The organism is Phytohabitans sp. LZ39 (genome assembly GCF_059359075.1).
Genome location: NZ_JCADBM010000012.1, coordinates 263244 through 281946, shown reverse-complemented (window position 1 = coordinate 281946; position 18703 = coordinate 263244). Strand labels below are relative to the sequence as shown.

The window sequence follows — 18703 nt, the reverse complement described above, 5'->3', positions numbered from 1 at the left end:
GACGCGGAGAAGAAGGTCACCCCGCGGGCGAGAGGCCGGCCGAACGGAGCGCGCGGTGGCAGGCCCGGCGGTCCACGTCCGTGTACGCCTGGAACAGCACCGTCTCGATCCGCGTGGCGGCGGTGGTGCGGAGGTAGTTGGCCGCGGTGTGGATGAGGGTGTCGGCGGTCGCGACGACGTCCGCGCCGCCGTTGCCGGTGCCCAGCAGGGGGATGAGGATCGTGACCCGCTCGCCGTCGGGCATCTCGAGGGTCTCCGCGGCCAGCAGCGCGTTGTCGACGCAGCGGGCGAGGTCTCGCGCCGGCCGGTAGCCGCGCCCCGGCTCGCCCTGCACGGTCGCCACGTGCACGATGTGGCGCACGCCGTTGCGCCCGAACAGCTCGCCGGCGCCGGTGACGATCGCCGTGCCGGGCGCCACCGGACGGCGTCCGGCGACCTTGGCCTCCAGCTCGTCGGCGATGATGTCGTCGACCACCCGCGCGCCGCTGTCGTGCCGGGCACCCTCGTAGCGGATCACGGCCGAGATCGAGAACTCTTCGAACCGGGCCATCCGCATCTCGGTGTTCTCGGAGTTGACCCACACGTTCGCGGACCGGATCTGCCGGAGCGACCCGGTGATCACGCCGATGGCCCGGGGTGGCCCCGCGCCGGGCACCGGGTAGAGGCTGATCTCCTGGACGGTGAGCGGCCGGGCGGTTACGGGCGGCTCTGGCTCCGGCGGCGGGGTCGCCCGCTCCGAGCGGCGCCACAGCTCGGCCAGGAAATGGTGGTCGCCGGCCCAGTCCCACCCCGACGTCACCGGAGACAGTGCGCGCTTCTGCTGTGCCGCGAACGCCTTGCACCGCTGCACGAAGGCCTGGACGAAGTCGAAGGTGGGCGGTGCGTTGATCTCGCCGGCGAGCGTGGCGTAGATCTGGGTCCGCCGCAGCGGCACGTCCTGGTCCCAGTGCAGCACGTCGACGGTGGGCCCACCGGCCTCCTTGTGCAACCGTTGGAGCGCGGCGCAGAACTCCGCCAGCGCCTCCGCCGGGTCGACAGGCGGCCGCGCGGGCCTCACGCCGTGCCCCGTCCGGCGGCGGACGCCGGACATCCGACCCCGGCCTGGGCGGACGCCCCGCACCGTCCGGTGCGGTCCGGTCTTCCTTGCGCGGCGCCGATCCCGCGTCGAATCATGACCTCGATCGTCGGCCCGTCCCTCACGTCAACCCCCTCGCATTGATCACCTTCTCCCCCCTGCGTCGCGTGGCAGCTTAGCCACGCCCTTCGGGGATCGGGTCACCCGTCCGTTGGAGGGATTCCATGAGCATCACGACCGCTCCGGCCCCGGTCACGCCGCCCCCGGCGCCGCAACCGGAACGCACCGTCGACGAGACCCTCTGCGCCGCCGTCTATCTCCAGCGTGGACTGGCCGAGTACGTGCTGGGAATGGTCCATCATGGACAGCCAGCGGCCTGGGCACCGTCGACCAGCCTCGATGTGCGGGCGCTGGTGCGGCACTCCACTGTCGTATTCCGGACCCGCCGCCTCCGCGACATCCTGCTGTGCCTGCTGGTCGCGGTCGCCGTCGCGGTGCCGGCGGTGCAGGCCGGCGGGTTCCTCGGCCCGGTGGCGGGGCTCGTCGTGGCCGCCGCGCTGGCGCTCTTCTGGGGCTACCGGGCGTACACGCAGGGGCGTGAGCGGCCGGAGACCCGCATCCCGAACGTCCGCTGGGTCATCGGGCTGCTCGTCCTCGCCGCGGCTGGGGTGCTCGTGCTCGTCCGGGAGCCGCGCCTCTGGATCACCGTGGGCACGGTGCTCGGCGCGATCGTCGCGGCCTGGTCAATGGCTGTCGGCGAGCTGCTGTGGGCGCAACACCGGGCCCGCGCGATCCTCACCCACGCCGGGCCGCCCGGCGACCTCGCGCCGCCGCTCGACGACGCCGTCGAGGAACGCATCGCGCGGCTCAAGACGGCGAACGTCGTCCCGTACAACGCGGCGCGCGCGAAGTTTCCGTTCGTGGGCAACGGCTTCCGGGTCCGGCCGTGGAGCGTCGACGTCGACGTCCTGCGCGGCGCCACCGGCGACGACGGCAAGGAGAAGGTGCCGGAGCCGGTCGACATCGTGGAGATGCACGAGTTTCTCAGCGCGCGGTTCGGCGGCGAGATCCCGTCCGCCGCGAACGGCGCCCGCCGGGTCGGCACGGGGCACCGCCTCTACGTGGACGGCACTCGGATTCCGTGGGGCTCCGATCTGCTCGCCGGTGACCCGCCGCTGCCTCGCGAGCGGATGGAGTGGCCCGAGCTCGCCGAGCGGCTCCAGCATCCCGAGCACACCGACTTCCAGCGGGTCTACTTCTGGGTCGAGGAGGTCGGTCGGCACGGCGAGATCGCGGTCGCGCTGTTCGTCCGGCCACACCTGAACGGCGCGCACCTGTCCGTCGAGATGGTCCCGCACGTCGTGCCGCCACTCAAGAAGGACATCGAGGAGGTGGTGGCCGGCCTGCCCACGCACTCCCTCGACCGCCTGACCCTCGCCGTGCGGGCCGGCACCCGGCTCGCCCCGGAGCTCGCCGTCCGCGGCCCGATCGAGTGCGCCCGCGAGGTCTGGCGGGTCATCCGGCTGCGCCACTGGCGGCGGCTGTGGCGGCGGGCCGCCCGCCGGCGCCGCCCCTACGACTTCGGGGCGGTCAACTCGCTCCGCGAAGGCGTCTCGGTGACGAGCCCGAAACGGCTGAGCCACTTCGTGACGTCCGACCTGGCCCGGATCAACACCTACCTGCAAAGCCGCGTGCTGGGCTGCGTCAAGGAGTACCTGGACGGCCTCGGCGTCGACACCGAACCGCTGGACGACTCCATGAAGAAGACCGTCAACAACATCCAGAACTGGAACATCGGCGACGTGCGCGGCGACATGGTCGGCTTCGGCAACGGCCACACGTTCGGACCCAGCCCCAAGGACGACTCCGGAAAGGACGACGAGTGAGCACCTCCCAGACGTGGCAGTTCGGCGACGTGTACGCGGAGAACGTCGGCATCGGAAACCACCACACCTTCGGCGGCGGGTCGCCGGCGGAGGCCCGGAAGGGGCCGCGGCCGGAGTTCGGGATCGTGACCGCGCTGCCCGAGGAGTTCGCGGCGACGCGGGCCTTGCTCGACGACGCCGCGGCGCCGCGGGGTGTCCGCGACGACCGCGCCGACTACGTGCTCGGCACGCTTCCCAGCCGGGACCCGAAGCGGCCGCACCGGGTCGTGCTGACGATGCTCGGCGAGACCGGCAACAACGCCGCGGCCGAGTCGTGCGCCAACCTCGCCCGCAGCTTCGGCTCGGTCAGCACCGTCGTCATGTCCGGCATCGCGTGCGGGGTGCCCCAGCGGGTGAGCCTGGGCGACATCGTCGTGTCGACCTGGGGGCTCGTCGAGTACGACCACGTCGAGGAGACAGTGGACGGACCCGTCCCCAGGCGCCCGTTCCCCCGCCCGTCCTCGCTTCTCACCCACCGCGCCAAATACCTCCAGGCCAACGAGATCGGCGGCGAACGCCCCTGGGAACACTGGCTCGACGTGGCGGAGCGGCGGATCCCGGCGTACGCCCGCCCGACCCAGGGCCAGCCGGCCGTCCGCTACGGCTACATCGGCAGCGCCAACCGCTCCCTGCGCGACGCCCGGGTCCGCGACCGGATCGCCGAGGCACACGACCTGCTCGCCATCGAGATGGAGGGCTCGGGCATCGGCAGCGCCGGCTTCGCCAACGGCCTGGAGTGGTTCGTGGTGCGGGGCATCAGCGACTACGGCGAACACGGCACGGACGGCCGCTGGCGTGGCTACGCGTCGATCGCCGCGGCGGCGTACGTGCGGGCGCTGCTCGCCGAATGCCCGCCGGTCGACCCGCGCGGCGGACACACCCGGGACGCGCACCGCCGCGAGGGCCCGCGCTGAGCCACCTGGACGGCATAGGGTGGGACGCGGCCGGACACCGCGACGAAAGAGATGCCCACGATGGATGCGACCGAATACGACCTCATCGTCCTGGGCGCCGGCGCGGTCGGGGAAAACGTCGCCGACCGCGCCGTCCAGGGTGGCCTGACCGCCGTGCTCGTGGAGCACGAGCTCGTCGGCGGCGAGTGCTCGTATTGGGCGTGCATGCCGTCTAAGGCGCTGCTTCGCCCGGCGCAGGCGCTGCGCGCGGCCCGCCAGGTCAGGGGCGCCAAGGAGGCGGTCACCGGCAGCCTCGACGTGGCCGCCGCGCTCGCCCGGCGCGACGAGACCGTCCACGACTGGAAGGACGACGGCCAGGTCAGCTGGGTGGATGGCGCGGGCATCGCGCTCGTCCGCGGCCACGGCCGCCTCACCGGCCCCAAAGAGGTCACGGTCACCTCCGCGGACGGGAGCGAGGTGGTGCTGCGGGCGCGGCACGCGGTGACCATCTCCACCGGCTCCGACGCACTCGTCCCGGACATCGACGGGCTTCGCGACGCCGACCCGTGGACCAGCCGCGACGCGACGAGCGCGAAGGTTACACCGGAGAGCCTCGCCATCATCGGCGGCGGCGTGGTCGCGACCGAGATGGCCACGGCGTACGCGAGCTTCGGCACCGAGGTCACGCTGATCTCGCGCGGCGGGCTGCTGTCCGGCATGGAGCCGTTCGCCGGCGAGATGGTCGCCGAGGCGCTCCGCGACCAGGGCGTCAAGGTGCTGCTGCACACCCAGACCACCCGCGTCCACCGCACCGAGGAGGGCGTCACCGTGCACACCGGCGACGGCGCGGCGGTGACCGCGCAGGAGGTGCTCGTCGCGACCGGCCGCACGCCGCGTACCCGAGACATCGGCCTCGACGCGATCGGCCTGACGCCGGGCGACTGGCTGGAGACCGACGACACGATGCGGGTCAAGGGTTTCGACTGGCTGTACGCGACCGGCGACGTCACCCGCCGCGCGCTCCTCACCCACCAGGGCAAGTACCAGGCGCGGGCGGCGGGCGACGTGATCGCCGCGCGGGCCAAGGGCAAGCCGGTGCAGGACGCCCCCTGGGGCACCCACGTGGCGACCGCCGACCACGAGGCGGTGCCGCAGGTGACGTTCACCGATCCGGAGGTCGCGTCGGTCGGCCTCACGCTCAAGGCGGCCACCGACAAGGGATACCGCGTGCGGTCGGTCGACTACGAGATCGGCTGGGTCGCGGGCGCGAGCGTGTACGCGGACGGCTACAAGGGCACCGCCCGCATGGTCGTCGACGAAGACCGCAAGGTGGTGCTCGGCGTCACGTTCGTCGGCCCGGACGTGAGCGAGCTGCTCCAGGCCGCGACCATCGCGGTGGTCGCCCAGGTGCCGCTCGACCGCCTCTGGCACGCGGTGCCGGCGTACCCGACGATCAACGAGGTCTGGCTGCGGCTGCTGGAGACGTACGGCCGCCCCTAGCCTCCGCCCCAGGAAGCCAAGTTCCTTTCATTTTGAGCTACCGCGATGTTCGTCGTGGTCCGTGCCGTTGCTCCCGCGGCCTCACCCGTCCGCTGTAGGTTGCGGTTACCCCTCTCAAGCCTCCGGGCCATCAGGATGGGGGCGATCTAGGAGACCTTTCGGAGTCGGGGTGGCTCGCCCTTCGTGAGATGGCTGGAGGCATATTTGCCCACGTCCGCGTCACCTGTAGGCCGTTTGCTCCCGCGGGCAACGCTCCCGGCCGGCGGCTCGTAGACCGAGCCGAACCCCCCGGCCGTCCGCTGCCGGCTCCGCGCTGCAAGCCTGCGGGCAAGACCATGATCGGCAACGGCTTCCGCCGGGCCCGCCAGATCTTGGTACGGATTGGCCCCTCTGGGGGACGCATGCGTACCAAGATCTGGCCGTTCGTGACCGGCGGCGGCGGGAGCAGCGGTCTGGACCACGGCGGACGTCGTGGTAGCCCGAATCTCCTTATCGCACCAACGCTTTCGAGATCACGGCGACGGATCGCGATTCCGTTTGCGTGAAGGATCTGGGTCGCCATGACGACCCGGATCCTTCACGATCCTGGCTCAGCCCGGACGGGCTGGTCCGGCGGACCTGGCAGCGGAGGTCAGGGATCTCGGCGAGCACCGCGTGACCAGCGGCGGACGGGTGAGGCCGCGGGAGCAGCGGTCCGGACCACGACGGACGTCGCGGTAGCTCACATCTTCTGTCTCTTGCGGCGGGGCGTTCAGCTCTCGGCGATGGCGCCGCGCGGGAGTACGGCGTGCGCGCCGACCACCTGGTTGACGATCTGCGTGACGCGCAGGTCGACCACGACGCTGGCGAGCGCGATCGCGTCCCGGCGGGAGACGTCGTGTAGCCGCTCCAGGAGGGCGAACATGCCTTCCAGCGCCGCGTACGCCGCGTCGTCGAGCGTGTCGCCGAGGCCGAGTGTGAGCCAGTCGCCGGCCGGGGTGCGCGCGGCCGGCGCGGTCAGCTCCCAGTCGTCGCGCAGCCCGAACGTCAGCGCGACGCGCTCCATCGGGCACTCGATGGCGGTGCCGCTGACCTCGCCGTCACCCTGTGCGGCGTGCCCGTCGCCGGCGGAGAAGAGCCCGCCCGCCACCGGTATCGGCAGGTAGAGCGTGCTGCCCGCGACCAGCTCCTTGCAGTCGAGGTTGCCGCCGTGGGAGCGGGGCGGCGTGGTGGAGTGCTCACCCGGCTCGGCCGGTGGCATGCCCATCACGCCGAGGAAGGGGCGCAGCGCCACCGTGTGGCCGTACTGGTTGCGGCCGGTCATCGCCGCCGGGTCGAGCTCCCAGGACTGGAGCGTCCGCCCCTCGACCTCGCCGTAGCGCTCGTTGAAGACGCTCGGCCAGCCGCCCGCCACAGTCGTGCCCCAGTCCCCCGGCACCATCTCGTCCACGCGTACCTCGAGCACCATGCCCGGCTCGGCACCACGCACCGCGATCGGGCCGACCAGCGCGTGGCCGTAGCCCTGACGGTGGTGCTCGCTGCGCGGCCGGTCGTCCAGGCTGCCGCCGGTGTACGGGCCGGCGAACCAGAACGCGTCGAGGGTCGAGAAGCGCACCGAGTCACCCGGATCGACGGTGAGGACGGGTGCGTAGTCGCGGGAGAAGTAGCCGTGGAGGGTCGAGCCGCCGGTTTCGATGGTGTGCGATGTCCCCATGGCCCGCACTATCACGTACCCGTGCCCGAGTCGCCAAGTCATATGCAGTGGTTGACCGCGCTCGCTCGTCTGAGAGGGGGCAGGAGCGACGGAGGGTCGGAGCGGGATGCGGGAGTCGGAGCGGGAACAGTTCAGGCAGTTCGTCGCCGCGAGCGGTGGCCGGCTGATCCGGGTGGCGACGGCGCTGACCGGTGACCACCACGCGGCGGAGGACCTCCTACAGGGCGCGCTCGTCCGCACCGCCGCACGCTGGGGAAAGATCGAGGGTGATCCCGAGGCCTACGTGCGGCGCGCGATGTACCACGCGCAGGTCACCGTGTGGCGGCGGCGCCAGCGCCTGCGCGAGACGCCGACCGACCACGTGCCCGAGCGGCCCGACCACCGCGACGAGATCGGGGCGACCGACCGCCGGCTGGCGCTGCGACACGCGCTGATGCGGCTGGGCCCACGCCAGCGGGCCGTGCTCGTCGCCCGCTACTTCGAGGACCTGTCCGAGGAGCAGACCGCCGCCCTGCTGGGTTGCTCGCCGGGGACCGTGCGGAGCCAGCTGCACCGGGCCCTCGCCCGCCTCCGGCAGATCGCCCCCGAGCTGAACGAGACCGAGCTGAACGAGGAGAGCATCCGATGAACGCACTGCCCGAACTCGTCCGGGAGAGCCTGACCGACATCGCCGACACCGCGGTGGTACCCGAGGGGATCGCCGAACGGGCGCTGGCCGCGGGTGGCGCGCGGCGCCGGCGGCGCACGGTGCTCGTGGCGGCCGCCGCCGTGGTCGCGGCCGCGGCGGTGGCCACGCCCTATGCCGTCCTCCGCACCGACCAGGCGGCGCCGCCCGGTGTGCCCGGCGCCCGCAACGCGGTGTTCGCCATGCACCGCGGCGGCATACCGACCCAGGCGGGCGACCCGATGACGGTCGACAAGAACTGGCAGGTGCTCGACCCGGCGACCGGCGACTACCGGGCGGTGGAGGCCACCCACGTGTCGGCGCCCACCACCGACATGCGGTACGCGGCCGTGCTCAGGCGGGTCCCCGACCCGGGACCGACCAAGCTCGGCCGGTACGACACGGCCACCGGCGAGATCCGCTGGTACGACGGCCCCAAGCCGGCCCACGGAGCCCCGCAGATCTCGCCCGACGGACGCCACGCCGCCTACTGGTCCATGCGGGAGGACGGCACGGACCTCGTGGTCGTCGACCTTGCCTCCGGACAGACCACCGTGATCGCGGACGCCGGGCCTCCACCGATAAAGGCCGCCCTGCCCACCACGCCGCCGCCCAGCCCGCCCGACCCGGCGCACCTCGCCACATACACGCTGGGCGCGGGGTCCGCCTGGCTGCTGGACAACGACCGGGTCACGGTCGCTGACACGATCTACGACCTCGCCGGACGCGAAATCGGCACGTTGCCGGTGCCGGAGGGCACCCACGCGATCGCGGTACGACCCGGCGGCGACGGGCTGGTGGTCCAAGCGAACGACCAGGCCAACGTCTTCGCCCTGACCGACCGCCGCGGCGCCGTCGTCCGCCGGGTCACCACGCCACGCTGCCCGGCCGCCCAGTCGACCTGCGGGAATCGGTGGCCCCAGGTCGTCGGCTGGCGCGGCACGGACGAGCTCCTCCTCTGGTCCGGGATGGGGCCGTCGCGACAGCCGCGGACGACCGTCGAGTCCGTCGACCTGCGCACCGGCGAGCTGCGCACGGTGCACGCGCTGACCGGCACGCCCTCGGTCGACAACCTGGTCACGATGCAGGCCACCCGCCTCCCGCGCGAGGTGCGGGAGCGGATCGCCTTCTGAGTGGCGGATCGCGCCGGGTCGCCCTACGCGGCCCGGCGCTCCGGCGCGAGCGTGGCCAGCACGCCGGCCACGTCGAGGACGCGGGCGACGGGGCCGCGTGGGTTTTCCAGCTGGTATGTCAGGCCGGCCGTCGCCGCCTGGCGGAAGCCGCCGACCAGGGCACCGATGCCGGTCGAGTCGAGAAACGTGACCCGATCGAGGTCGACGACCACGCCGTGGAGCCGCCGGGACGCCGCGCTGGCGAGCGCCTCACCCTGGGCCCGCAGGAGCACGTCGACGCTGGACAGGTCGATCTCGCCGGCCAGCGCGAGCCGTAGGCGGCCGAGGTCGACACTGACGGTGGTCGTCAAGCGAGTCATGACAGGACCTCCAACCCCGAGCCTCCCACACGTGACGCGGCCAGGCATCCCCCCGCGGGGCTAGGATCTGCGTGACTGTAGCCCCGCTGGCTACCTCTCGGGACATGGGTGACGATGCGATGGAAGCGGCGCGACTGGCGCAGGTCGGGCTCGGCGACCACGCGTGCCTGACGTTCACCGACGCCGAAGAGCGGCTCGATCTGCTGGCGGCGTTCGTCCGCCAGGGGCTGCGGGCCGGGCAGCGGGTGCTGTGCTGGACCGACCAGCTGCCGCCGGCGGCGCTCGCCGCCGAGTTCAACGCCCGACAGGTGCGCGGCAGCGCGGCGACCCGCCGGGGGCAGCTCACCATCGCCTCCGTGGAGGCGGCGCTGCTGGGCGGGAGTGTGTCCGCCAGCGCGATGGTCGCGGCGGTCGCCGCCGAGGTCGACGCGGCGTCCCGGCAGGGTTACACCGGGCTACGGCTGACCGCCGACATGTCCTGGGCGGCGCGGCCGGCCGGTGCCGAGCGGCTGCACGGCTTCGAGACGCAGATGGCCGACCTCTTCAGCGACGGTCGGCTCTCGGTGATCTGCCAGTACGACCGGGAGCGGTTCGACGCGGTCACACTCGCCTTCGCCGCGACCGCGCACACCAAGACGGTGGCCGCGCGGGTCTACCACGACGGCCCGCTGCTGCGGATCTGCCGGCAGTACAGCCCGGCCGGCGTGCGGGTGGCCGGCGAGATCGACTACCGCCAGCAGCAGGTGCTGGAGCAGGCGCTGGCCGAGTCCCGCCGGCTCGACCGGCACATGACCGTCAACCTCACCGCGTTGTCGTACATCGACGCCGCCTGCGCGGCCGCGATCGTGCAGGCGGCGGCCCGGCTGCCGGGCTCGCGCCGGATGACCGTGATGTGTCAAGGGTTGCCCGCGACGGTGCTGGATCTTGTCGGCGGGCGTGACACGCCTCAGCTTCGGGTAAGACCGGGCGATGACCAGCGCTGACCCGCCCGCTCGGGACCGGGCGGGTCCGGCGCCGACGATGGTTCCCGAGGCGGTCGCCGTGGACCACCAGTTCGACGCGGACGGGTTGTACGCGTTGCGCGCCGCGCTGGCCGCCCACGCCGACGACCTGGGCGCCGCGCCGGAGCAGGTCGAACGGCTGCTGATCATCGGCGGCGAGCTGGCCACCAACGCGATCCGGCACGGCGGCGGCTCGGGCCGGCTGCGGCTGTGGCTGGACGGCCACCTGCTGCGCTGCCAGATCACCGACCACGGCCCGGGCATCGCGGACCTCACCGCCGGCACCCGCCAGCCCGAGCCGACCGCGCTCGGCGGGCGTGGCCTCTGGATCGTGCGGCACCTCTGCGAAGACCTGGTCATCGAGACCGGCCCGAAGGGCACGACGATCACCGCCGCCGTCGCCGCCTTCAGCCCTGACGGCAGGCACTCCGGGTAAGCGTGTCGAGCACCGCGTCGACGCCGGGTGACGCCTCGATGTCGGCCCGCACCGCCCGCGCGGCCACGGCGAACCGCGGCTCGTCGAGCAGCCGCCGCACCGCCTCGCGTACCGCTTCCGGAGCCACCGTCCCCGGCATGAGCGTGATCGCGGCGCCGGCCGCCTCCGCCACGGCCGCGTTGAGAAACTGGTCGGCGGCCTGCGGGATGATCAGCTGGGGCAGGCCGTGCGCGAACGCGCCGAGCACCGTGCCGGCCCCGCCGTGCGAGATCACCACGCGGCAGCGCGGCAGCAGCAGCGCCTGCGGCACGTAGCGCTCGACCACCACCGAGGGCGGCTGCGGCCCGAACCGGTCCGGGTCGCCGTCGTGACCGACGGTGACGACCACGTCGAGGGGCAGGCCGCGCAGCCCCGCCAGGCACGCCTCGAAGACGCCGGGCGCGGTGTGGAAGATCGTCCCGAGGGTCAGGTACGCGACGTCCGCGGTGGGCAGGGCCGCGACGGCGTCCGGCAGCCGGTCGGTGGGGAGGACCTCGCCGGGGTACGTCCGAAGCGGCACCGGGTCGGTGAAGGCCAGCCCGCCTTCGGGCCGCAGCGCGGGCGGCCAGATGTCGAGGTAGGGATCGGCGAAGACGGTGTCGGCGAGGTCTGGCGCGTGCCATCGGGCGTAGACCTCCGCCATCGCGGAGCCGAGCGCGTCCCGCATCGACGCGGGCGGCGGCACACCGAGCCCGTGCGTCACGTGGGCGGCGCCGGTGCGGTGCGCGGCGATCGGCGCGGCGAACTCGATCATCTCGTGGATCACCAGGTCGGGCCGCCACTCCTCGGCGCGCGGCACGAGGTCGACCGCGCGCTTGACGGCCGAGGCGCCGAAGAGCACCCCGATGTCGAGCGTGAGGTGCCGGTCGGGCGGCACCGTTTCGAGGTCGGGCAGTGCGGCGTTGCGCTCGTCCCAGGACTCGGCGAACGTCGGCCCCACCGCCCACGTCTGGTATCCGCGCCCGGCCAGGTGGGCGGCAAGCTCCGGCCCGGTGGCTATCGCGACGTCGTGACCGGCGCGCGTGGCGGCTCGGGCGAGCGGAAGCATGGGGTACAGGTGCCCGTATCCGGGGCAGCCGCTGAACAGGATCCTCATGCCATCTCCCCCACGCTCCGGCCGACCCACCCCCAGTTTCGTCCGCTCGGGCCGTGTGCGAATGAGCCGCTCGGACGGCCCGTTCCGTGTCACTTTCGGTTGACTTGGACTTTATCGAATAGAGGATAAGGTAGCCCAATGACGCTGCCGCCGGTGAGCCGCCGCCGCTACGACGCCTCCGGCCGCCGGGCACAGGCCCGAGTCAACCGCGAGCGGATCCTGCGCGTGGCGACCCGTCTCTTCCGCGCGCACGGATACACCGCCACCTCGATCGCGCAGGTCGCGGCCGAGGCGGGCGTGTCGACACCGACCGTGTTCGCCGCCTTCAAGTCGAAGGTCAACCTGCTGAAGGAGGCGGTCGACGCCGCCATCGGCGGCGACACGGAGGAGGGCGACCGGCGGGTGCACGAGGCGCCGACCGCCGCCGAGGCGCTCCGGCGCTACGCGGACGCGGTCGCGGACGTCGCGCACCGGGCATACCCGATCTACGCCGTCGCGGTGGCCGCGGCCGACGCCGACCCGCAGATCGCCGCGCTCGTCGCCGACCTGGACCGCCACCGGCTCACCGGCGCCGGCTACATCGCCACGACCGTGGCCGCCAAGCGGGGCGACGCCGACTTGTCCCGGGTCGGTTACCTGCGCGACACGATCTGGGCGCTCAACTCGCCGCTGCTCTACGGCCTCCTCGTGCACCAGCGCGGCTGGCCGGTCGAGGCCTACCGGGACTGGGTCGCCACCGCGCTCACCGCGCTCGCGGCACCGGTGCCGTCAGCCCGTCACTGACGCGTCGTCGCTCTCCACAGGCCGCCCGTCCGGGGTGATCGGAAACGGCCGTCCCGGGCAGGTATGGGCCCGCGCCCCAGGGGTACCCGACCCGGAAGGCCATCGACACGGAGGACGAACCGTGACAGACACCTTGGACCGCGTGGTGGGTGACTGGCCGGCGGAGGCCAGCGCGGCCGCGCGGCGCACCGCGGCGCGGTACGGGCCACCCGACGAGGCGATGCCCAGCCGCCTGGTGTGGAACCATCCACTGCCCTGGAAACGGCTGGTCGTCAACCGGGACCCGGTCGAGCACCGGTTTCCCCAGCCGCATCAGGATCGGATCGAGGGCTGGGTCGACCTCGAGGTGCCCCGGGAGAGCACCGCCGACCTGACCGCGTTCAACGGCAGCATCCGGGTCGAGCGGACCCGCGGCGAGCTGGCGGCCACCTGCGACGTCGAAGCGATCAACTTCCTCGCCGTCAACCTCGCGCACGACCTGGTCGAGGGCCGGATCGACGTGGCGGAGGCGCGGCGCGAGTACACCGAAATGGTGGCCGGCCACCTGATGGGCCGCGCCCAGCCGTACACGAGCGGTTTCGCCTTCGCCGCGGTGACCGCCGGCGCGGGCACCGCGGACGAGGACGAGCCGGTCGCGCCGGTGCCGGCGCGCGGAGGCGGGAGCCGGGCATGAAGCAACAGCTGACCGAGGGCTGGCCCACCAGCGCGCAGGCCGCGGCCGACGCGACGGCGGACAAGTACGGCCCGCCGGACGAGGCGAGCCCCAGCACGCTCATCTGGCACGACCGGGCGCCGTGGAAGCGGGTCGTGGTGTCGCGGGCGATGGTCCCGCACCAGTTCCCGCACCAGCACCTGGACGTGGTGCGGCACGTCGTGGACCACCCCGTGCCGCTGGACCGGGTCGGCGACCTGGCCCGCTTCAGCGGCAGCGTGGTGTACCACTGAGCGTCGCCGCCGACGGCGACTACGGCGACAAACTCGACCCCGACGCGGTCGACGTCCACGGGTACGGCTACCGCTGGATCCGCCTCGACCGCTGGCCCTGACGGGACGCTTGCGATCCGTGAGCGACCAGCGCCGGACGGGTGAGGCCGCGGCGACGCTGACACCGAAACTCTCTAGTAGGAGCCGGTCTCCTCGGAGTGGGCCCAGGCGCCGCAGGGGTCGTCGTAGCGGCCCTTGATGTAGCCCAGGCCCCACTTGATCTGGGTGGCGGGGTTGGTCTGCCAGTCGGCGCCGGCGGACTTCATCTTGGTGCCCGGGTACGCCTGCGGGATGCCGTAGGCGCCGGACGAGGGGTTGCGGGCCTTGTGGTTCCAGCCACTCTCCTTGGTCCACAGCTTGTCCAGGCAGGGCATCTGGTCGAGCCCGAAGCCGCTGCTCAGCAGCAGCGCGCAGCCGGTCTTGCGGTTGCCGCTGTAGGCGTTGCACGAGGCCGGGATCGGCCCGGTGAAGGGTGGCGGCGCCGCGTTTCGCTCCTTCTCCTCGCGCTTCTTGCGGTTGGCGGCGTCGGTGGCCTTGCGGGCCCGATCGGCCTCCGTACGCGCGGCGGCCGCGGCCTTCTCGGCGGCGATCCGCTGGGCCTCGCGCTGTTGCGCGGTCGCGGCCGTGTACTCGCGGTGACGCTCCTTGAGGAACTCGATCTCCTCCTGCCCGGCGTCGGCGGCCAGTTGGGCGCTGATCCCCCGCTCCTGGGCGTCGCGGCCTTGACCGAGGTGGTAGCCACCGCCGGCACCCACCAGGAGCAGCGCGACCGCGAGTGCCCGGATGCCGAACCGGCTCCACAGCCGACTCATCAAGCGGTCCCTTCGTCGGGGGGCGGAGGTGGCGCCAGCGATGGAGCATAGCGGACTGCCGGAGAGGGTGATTGCCAAGCGACGGTGCTCGATCGATACTGCAATCGGTTCAGAGCCGGACATGGTCGTGGGCAGGGCAACCCTTCGACCGCTTACTGCCGATGCGTCATGTCCCCGGAGCGTCTGACCGATGAGACACCACACCATTCGCCGCGCGGCGTCCGCCGCGGCTCTCCTCCTCGCCGGCGGCGTGCTCGCCGGCATCAGCCAGCCGGCCGCGCAGGCCGCCGACATCCCGACCACCGTCACCGTCAACGCGCGGGCCGGCCTCGCCACGATGCCCGACACCGGACTGGGTATCAACGACGCCATCTGGGACCCGCAGCTCGGCACCAACGCCGTAGCCGACCTGCTCAAGTCCGCCGGCGTGACGATGCGCCGCTACCCGGGCGGCTCGTACGCGGACATCTACCACTGGGCCGACCACACCGCGCCCGGCGGCTACGTCGCGCCGAACACGGACTTCGACACGTTCATGGCCGGCGTGCGGCGCACCGGCGCCACTCCGATGATCATCGCGAACTACGGCACCGGCACCGCCGCCGAGGCCGCCGGCTGGGTGCGCCAGGCCAACGTCGTCAAGGGGTACGGCGTGAAGTACTGGACGGTCGGCAACGAGAACTACGGCAACGGCCACTATGGCGCGGCCTGGGAGGCGGACAACCACGCCGACAAGAGCCCACGGCAGTACGCCACCGAGGTGGTTGCCTACGCCGACGCGATGAAGGCGGTCGACCCGACCATCAAGGTGGGCGCGGTGCTCACGATCCCGGCCGGGTGGCCGGACGCGGTCGTGGCCGAGGGCGACGCGGGCAGCTGGAACCAGGTGGTCCTCTCCATCGCCGGCTCGAAGATCGACTTTGTCGACGTGCACTGGTATCCGGGCGGGAGCAACGCGGCCGAGGCCATGGGCAAGACGGAGCACCTCACCGACGCGCTCTACATCCTGCGGCAGCAGATCGCCAAGTACGCCGGGCCGAACGCCGGTCGGATCGGCATCAGCCTCACCGAGTTGAACGTCGGCGTCGGCCAGAACACCCAGCCGGGCGCCATCTTCCTCGCCGACACGTACGCCTCGCTGCTCGCGAACGGCGTATTCACCGTGCAGTGGTGGAACGTCCACAATGGCATCGGCACGGTGTCCACAGTGGCCGGGCAGACCGACTACGGCGACTTCGGCATGTTCTCCAGCGGCGGCTGCACCTCCGACGGCACCACCTGCCAGCCGGCGCTCAACACGCCGTTCGCGCCCTACTACGGGCTTTCGCTGATGAACAAGCTCGCCCGCCCCGGCGACCAGTTCGTCCGGGCCGCCACCGGCGACCCGCTCGTCACCGCGCACGCCGTGCGGCGGTCCAATGGGGACGTCAACGTGCTGCTGCTCAACCGCGACCCGGACAACGCGCGCGACGTCACGATCGACTACGCCGGCTTCGCTCCGGCCGCCGGCGCGGTGACCGTCCACACGTACACGAACGGTGCCTCCTCCATCGCCACCGCCCAGGCCGGCACGGCGACCAGCCAGACGCTCCCGCCGTACTCGCTGACCGTCGTGCAGGCGCGCAACTCGCGGACCGTGGCCGGCCTGCCCGGCACGCCCGACCAGCCGAGTGCGAGCGCCGTCACCGACCGCACCGCGACGGTCAGCTGGCCGGCCGCCCGCGCCGGCGCGCACCCGATCGCCAAGTACGAGGTGTACCGCCAGAACGGCGCGGTCAGCGAGCAGCTCGGCGAGACGCCCGGCACCTCATTGACCGTGCACAACCTGCGACCCGGCAGCCGGTACACGGTGAACGTGCTGGCCCGCGACACGGCCGGCAACGTCTCCTGGGCCTCGCCCCCGCTCACCTTCACCACCGGCACGCCGGCGCCGAGCGCGTGCACGGTCAAGTGGACGTACACGGCGGACTGGTCCAGCGGCTTCGTGGCCACATTGGACATCACGAACACCGGCACCCGCGCGTTCTCCAGCTGGACGCTCACCTACGACTGGCCGACCGCGTGGCAGCAGATGAACGGCGGCTGGAACGCCAGCTGGACCGCCACCGGCCGCACCGTCAAGGTGACCAACACGGCCGGCAGCGGGCTCGACGTAGGTGCCACGGTGAGCATCGGCTTCGTCGGCGGCTACAGCGGGCCGAACGTGACGCCCGCGGTCTTCGACCTCAACGGGTCTGTGTGTACGACGCTATGAGGGTCACCGGCCCTGCCCGCGCGGCCAGCGCGGGCGGGGCCGGCCCTAGCTAGGCCGCCACCGTACGGACCGCGACGCCGCGCGGGGGCAGCACCTCACCGCCCAGCAGCGGCTCCCCCGGCAGGCCGGCCAGCTCGACCGGCTCGTCGGTGCGGTTGACCAGAAACCAGTGCGGGCCCCGGACCGCCAGCTCCACCCGGCCGCGCAGCGGTTCGGGCAGCTCGCTGTGTACGCCCGCCGCGTCCGCGAGCTGGCCCAGCATCGGGCTAAGCCCGGCCGGGCCGAGCCGGGTCGAGACGTAGCTCGCCGAACCCGTGCCCACCGCGCGGCGGGTGACCGCGGGACGGCCGGCGTACTCGCCGGTCTTGTATGTCGCGAGCACCTCCACCGCCGGGTCGGTGACGTCGATCCGGTCGGTCCAGAGGGTGCCGGTCGCGCCGGTGTCGAGCACCACGCTGTCTCCGTCGAGCAGCGGGCCGAACTCTTCGATCCGGATGCCCAGCAGGTCGCGCAGCGCGCCCGGGTAGCCGCCCAGCCACACGTGGTCGTTCTCGTCGACGATCCCGGAGAAGTACGTCGTGACGAGGTGACCGCCACCGGCGACGTAATCTCCCAGCCGCGAAGCGAGCGCCGCCGGCACCACGTGCAGGATCGGTGCGACCACGAGGTCGTAGCCGTCGAGCGGGGCGGCGACCGGCCGCACGTCGACCCGGATGCCGAGGGACAGGAACGCCGAGTACCAGTCGAGCGCCTCCTGCCGGTAGCGCAGCCGCGACGTCGGGTGCGAGTCGAGCTCGCTGGCCCACCACGACTCCCAGTCGAAGAGGATCGCCGCCCGCGCCGGTCGCCGCGGCACGCCGGCGACCGGGGCGAGCCCGGTCAGCGTCCGCCCCAACTCGGACGCTGACCGGAAGACCTCGCTCTCCTCACCGGCGTGCGGCACCATCGCCGAGTGGTACTTCTCCGCGCCGGCCGCGGACTGCCGCCACTGGAAGAAGCAGACCGCGTCGGCGCCGTGTGCCACGTGCGTCAGGGAGTCGCGGGCCAGCTCGCCGTCGCGCTTGGCGAGGTTAACCGGCTGCCAGTTGACCGCGCTGGTCGAGTGTTCCATCAGGTACCAGGGGTGCCCGCCGGCGAGGTTGCCGGTGAGGTTGGCGGAGAACGACAGCTCGTCCTGACCCTGCGGCCCGGGCAGCAGGTAGTGGTCGTTCGACACGAAGTCCACTTCGGACACCCAGGTGGCGAAGTTCATCCCGGCGGTGTCGCCCATCACCATGAAGTTGCTGGTGAGCGGCACGTCCGGCGTGGCCGCGCGGAGGATCTCAGCCTCGGCGCGCAGGTAGTCGCGCAGCGCGTCGGAGGAGAACCGCTTGAAGTCGAGCTGCTGCGTCGGGTTCGGGTACGAGGCGGCCTGCCGGGGCGGTAACACCTGGTCGAATTCGCTGTACCGCTGCGCCCAGAACGCGGTGCCCCACGCGGCGTTGAGCCCGTCGACCGTCTCGTACCGGGCGCGCAGCCAGTCACGGAACGCGCGCGCGGCGTCGTCCGAGTAGTCGTACACGTTGTGGCAGCCGAGCTCGTTGTTGACGTGCCAGGCGGCGAGCGCCGGGTGGTCCGCGTACCGCTCGGCCATCGCCCGCACCAGGCGCAGCGCGTGCTCGCGGAAGACCGGCGAGGTCGGTCGCCAGTGCTGCCGCCCGCCCGGCCAGAGCGTGGCGCCGGTGCGGTCGACGGGCAGAATCTCCGGGTGCTTGGTGCTCAGCCACGGCGGCGGCGAGGCGGTGGCCGTCGCCAGGTCGACCGCGATCCCGTTGCGGTGCAACAGGTCCATCACGTCGTCGAGCCAGGCGAAGTCGTACTCTCCCTCGGTGGGCTCGATCCGGGCCCAGGAGAAGATGGCCAGCGAGACGATGTTGACCCCCGCGGCCCGCATCGCCCGCACGTCGTCGTCCCACACGTGCCGCGGCCACTGCTCGGGGTTGTAGTCCGCCCCGTACGCGAGCCGCGGTGGACCACCGCCGGGCCAACGCAACCAACGGCCCGGCGCCTCGTGAGC

General features: G+C 72.7%; 17 protein-coding genes. 11 read left to right on the top strand and 6 right to left on the bottom strand.

Features of this window, described 5'->3' with window-relative positions:
• Nucleotides 1-16: 16 nt before the first annotated feature.
• Nucleotides 17-1057 (bottom strand): macro domain-containing protein, encoded by a 1041-nt coding sequence (locus AC5L36_RS23975; RefSeq protein ID WP_441219712.1) that lies wholly within the window; start codon nt 1055-1057, stop codon nt 17-19.
• A gap of 242 nt (nt 1058-1299) precedes the next feature.
• On the opposite strand from AC5L36_RS23975, the gene AC5L36_RS23970 reads away from it, so the two are divergent.
• From AC5L36_RS23970 to AC5L36_RS23960, 3 genes are read left to right on the top strand one after another with little or no spacing between them, the layout of a single operon-like run.
• Nucleotides 1300-2961 carry an AbeC-like domain-containing protein gene (locus tag AC5L36_RS23970; RefSeq protein ID WP_441219711.1) on the top strand — a complete coding sequence of 554 codons (1662 nt, stop codon included), beginning with the start codon at nt 1300-1302 and terminating at the stop codon, nt 2959-2961.
• Entirely contained in the window at nt 2958-3914 is a 957-nt protein-coding gene (locus tag AC5L36_RS23965; protein ID WP_441219710.1) for a 5'-methylthioadenosine/S-adenosylhomocysteine nucleosidase family protein, read from the top strand. Before AC5L36_RS23970 ends, AC5L36_RS23965 begins: the two co-directional genes overlap by 4 nt.
• A gap of 60 nt (nt 3915-3974) precedes the next feature.
• Nucleotides 3975-5393, top strand: coding sequence for a dihydrolipoyl dehydrogenase family protein (locus tag AC5L36_RS23960; RefSeq protein WP_441219709.1), 1419 nt, complete (start codon nt 3975-3977; stop codon nt 5391-5393).
• 751 nt (nt 5394-6144) lie between these two features.
• On the opposite strand, the gene AC5L36_RS23955 is transcribed toward AC5L36_RS23960, so the two are convergent.
• Nucleotides 6145-7086 (bottom strand): acetamidase/formamidase family protein, encoded by a 942-nt coding sequence (locus tag AC5L36_RS23955; protein WP_441219708.1) that lies wholly within the window; start codon nt 7084-7086, stop codon nt 6145-6147.
• Nucleotides 7087-7192: 106 nt separating this feature from the next.
• On the opposite strand from AC5L36_RS23955, the gene AC5L36_RS23950 reads away from it, so the two are divergent.
• A complete protein-coding gene (locus AC5L36_RS23950) occupies nt 7193-7714 on the top strand; it encodes a SigE family RNA polymerase sigma factor (RefSeq protein WP_441219707.1) in 522 nt (173 codons plus the stop codon).
• Nucleotides 7711-8883 carry a hypothetical protein gene (locus AC5L36_RS23945; protein WP_441219706.1) on the top strand — a complete coding sequence of 391 codons (1173 nt, stop codon included), beginning with the start codon at nt 7711-7713 and terminating at the stop codon, nt 8881-8883. Before AC5L36_RS23950 ends, AC5L36_RS23945 begins: the two co-directional genes overlap by 4 nt.
• A 23-nt stretch (nt 8884-8906) precedes the next feature.
• Here AC5L36_RS23945 and AC5L36_RS23940 read toward each other — a convergent pair whose 3' ends face one another.
• Nucleotides 8907-9242 (bottom strand): STAS domain-containing protein, encoded by a 336-nt coding sequence (locus AC5L36_RS23940; protein WP_441219705.1) that lies wholly within the window; start codon nt 9240-9242, stop codon nt 8907-8909.
• Nucleotides 9243-9346: 104 nt separating this feature from the next.
• Between AC5L36_RS23940 and AC5L36_RS23935 the strand changes: the two genes are divergently transcribed.
• Nucleotides 9347-10225 (top strand): MEDS domain-containing protein, encoded by an 879-nt coding sequence (locus tag AC5L36_RS23935; RefSeq protein WP_441219704.1) that lies wholly within the window; start codon nt 9347-9349, stop codon nt 10223-10225.
• A complete protein-coding gene (locus AC5L36_RS23930; RefSeq protein ID WP_441219703.1) occupies nt 10212-10679 on the top strand; it encodes an ATP-binding protein in 468 nt (155 codons plus the stop codon). The genes AC5L36_RS23935 and AC5L36_RS23930 overlap by 14 nt, the downstream gene beginning before the upstream one ends.
• Here the strand turns inward: AC5L36_RS23930 and AC5L36_RS23925 are convergent.
• On the bottom strand, nt 10651-11814 hold the full coding sequence (locus AC5L36_RS23925; protein WP_441219702.1) for a glycosyltransferase: 1164 nt from the start codon (nt 11812-11814) through the stop codon (nt 10651-10653). The two genes, AC5L36_RS23930 and AC5L36_RS23925, sit on opposite strands and share 29 nt — an antisense overlap.
• 138 nt (nt 11815-11952) lie before the next feature.
• Between AC5L36_RS23925 and AC5L36_RS23920 the strand changes: the two genes are divergently transcribed.
• The 3 genes from AC5L36_RS23920 to AC5L36_RS23910 all read left to right on the top strand — a co-directional run bounded on the left by AC5L36_RS23920 (nt 11953) and on the right by AC5L36_RS23910 (nt 13542).
• Nucleotides 11953-12597, top strand: coding sequence for a TetR/AcrR family transcriptional regulator (locus AC5L36_RS23920; protein ID WP_441219701.1), 645 nt, complete (start codon nt 11953-11955; stop codon nt 12595-12597).
• A 121-nt stretch (nt 12598-12718) separates the two neighbouring features.
• Complete coding sequence (locus AC5L36_RS23915) at nt 12719-13270, top strand: hypothetical protein (protein WP_441219700.1); 552 nt, start codon at nt 12719-12721, stop codon at nt 13268-13270.
• On the top strand, nt 13267-13542 hold the full coding sequence (locus tag AC5L36_RS23910; protein ID WP_441219699.1) for a hypothetical protein: 276 nt from the start codon (nt 13267-13269) through the stop codon (nt 13540-13542). Before AC5L36_RS23915 ends, AC5L36_RS23910 begins: the two co-directional genes overlap by 4 nt.
• 173 nt (nt 13543-13715) lie before the next feature.
• Here AC5L36_RS23910 and AC5L36_RS23905 read toward each other — a convergent pair whose 3' ends face one another.
• On the bottom strand, nt 13716-14393 hold the full coding sequence (locus AC5L36_RS23905) for an aggregation-promoting factor C-terminal-like domain-containing protein (RefSeq protein WP_441219698.1): 678 nt from the start codon (nt 14391-14393) through the stop codon (nt 13716-13718).
• A 190-nt stretch (nt 14394-14583) separates the two neighbouring features.
• On the opposite strand from AC5L36_RS23905, the gene AC5L36_RS23900 reads away from it, so the two are divergent.
• Entirely contained in the window at nt 14584-16647 is a 2064-nt protein-coding gene (locus tag AC5L36_RS23900) for a cellulose binding domain-containing protein (protein ID WP_441219697.1), read from the top strand.
• 49 nt (nt 16648-16696) lie between these two features.
• On the opposite strand, the gene AC5L36_RS23895 is transcribed toward AC5L36_RS23900, so the two are convergent.
• Nucleotides 16697-18679 (bottom strand): beta-galactosidase, encoded by a 1983-nt coding sequence (locus tag AC5L36_RS23895; protein WP_441219696.1) that lies wholly within the window; start codon nt 18677-18679, stop codon nt 16697-16699.
• Nucleotides 18680-18703 lie beyond the last annotated feature (24 nt).

Coding starts and splice junctions, on each gene's coding strand:
- AC5L36_RS23970 (WP_441219711.1), top strand. CDS start 1,300: ATGAGCATCACGACCGCTCCGGCCCCGGTCACGCCGCCCCCGGCGCCG.
- AC5L36_RS23960 (WP_441219709.1), top strand. CDS start 3,975: ATGGATGCGACCGAATACGACCTCATCGTCCTGGGCGCCGGCGCGGTC.
- AC5L36_RS23955 (WP_441219708.1), bottom strand. CDS start 7,086: ATGGGGACATCGCACACCATCGAAACCGGCGGCTCGACCCTCCACGGC.
- AC5L36_RS23950 (WP_441219707.1), top strand. CDS start 7,193: ATGCGGGAGTCGGAGCGGGAACAGTTCAGGCAGTTCGTCGCCGCGAGC.
- AC5L36_RS23945 (WP_441219706.1), top strand. CDS start 7,711: ATGAACGCACTGCCCGAACTCGTCCGGGAGAGCCTGACCGACATCGCC.
- AC5L36_RS23940 (WP_441219705.1), bottom strand. CDS start 9,242: ATGACTCGCTTGACGACCACCGTCAGTGTCGACCTCGGCCGCCTACGG.
- AC5L36_RS23935 (WP_441219704.1), top strand. CDS start 9,347: ATGGGTGACGATGCGATGGAAGCGGCGCGACTGGCGCAGGTCGGGCTC.
- AC5L36_RS23930 (WP_441219703.1), top strand. CDS start 10,212: ATGACCAGCGCTGACCCGCCCGCTCGGGACCGGGCGGGTCCGGCGCCG.
- AC5L36_RS23925 (WP_441219702.1), bottom strand. CDS start 11,814: ATGAGGATCCTGTTCAGCGGCTGCCCCGGATACGGGCACCTGTACCCC.
- AC5L36_RS23920 (WP_441219701.1), top strand. CDS start 11,953: ATGACGCTGCCGCCGGTGAGCCGCCGCCGCTACGACGCCTCCGGCCGC.
- AC5L36_RS23910 (WP_441219699.1), top strand. CDS start 13,267: ATGAAGCAACAGCTGACCGAGGGCTGGCCCACCAGCGCGCAGGCCGCG.
- AC5L36_RS23905 (WP_441219698.1), bottom strand. CDS start 14,393: ATGAGTCGGCTGTGGAGCCGGTTCGGCATCCGGGCACTCGCGGTCGCG.
- AC5L36_RS23900 (WP_441219697.1), top strand. CDS start 14,584: ATGAGACACCACACCATTCGCCGCGCGGCGTCCGCCGCGGCTCTCCTC.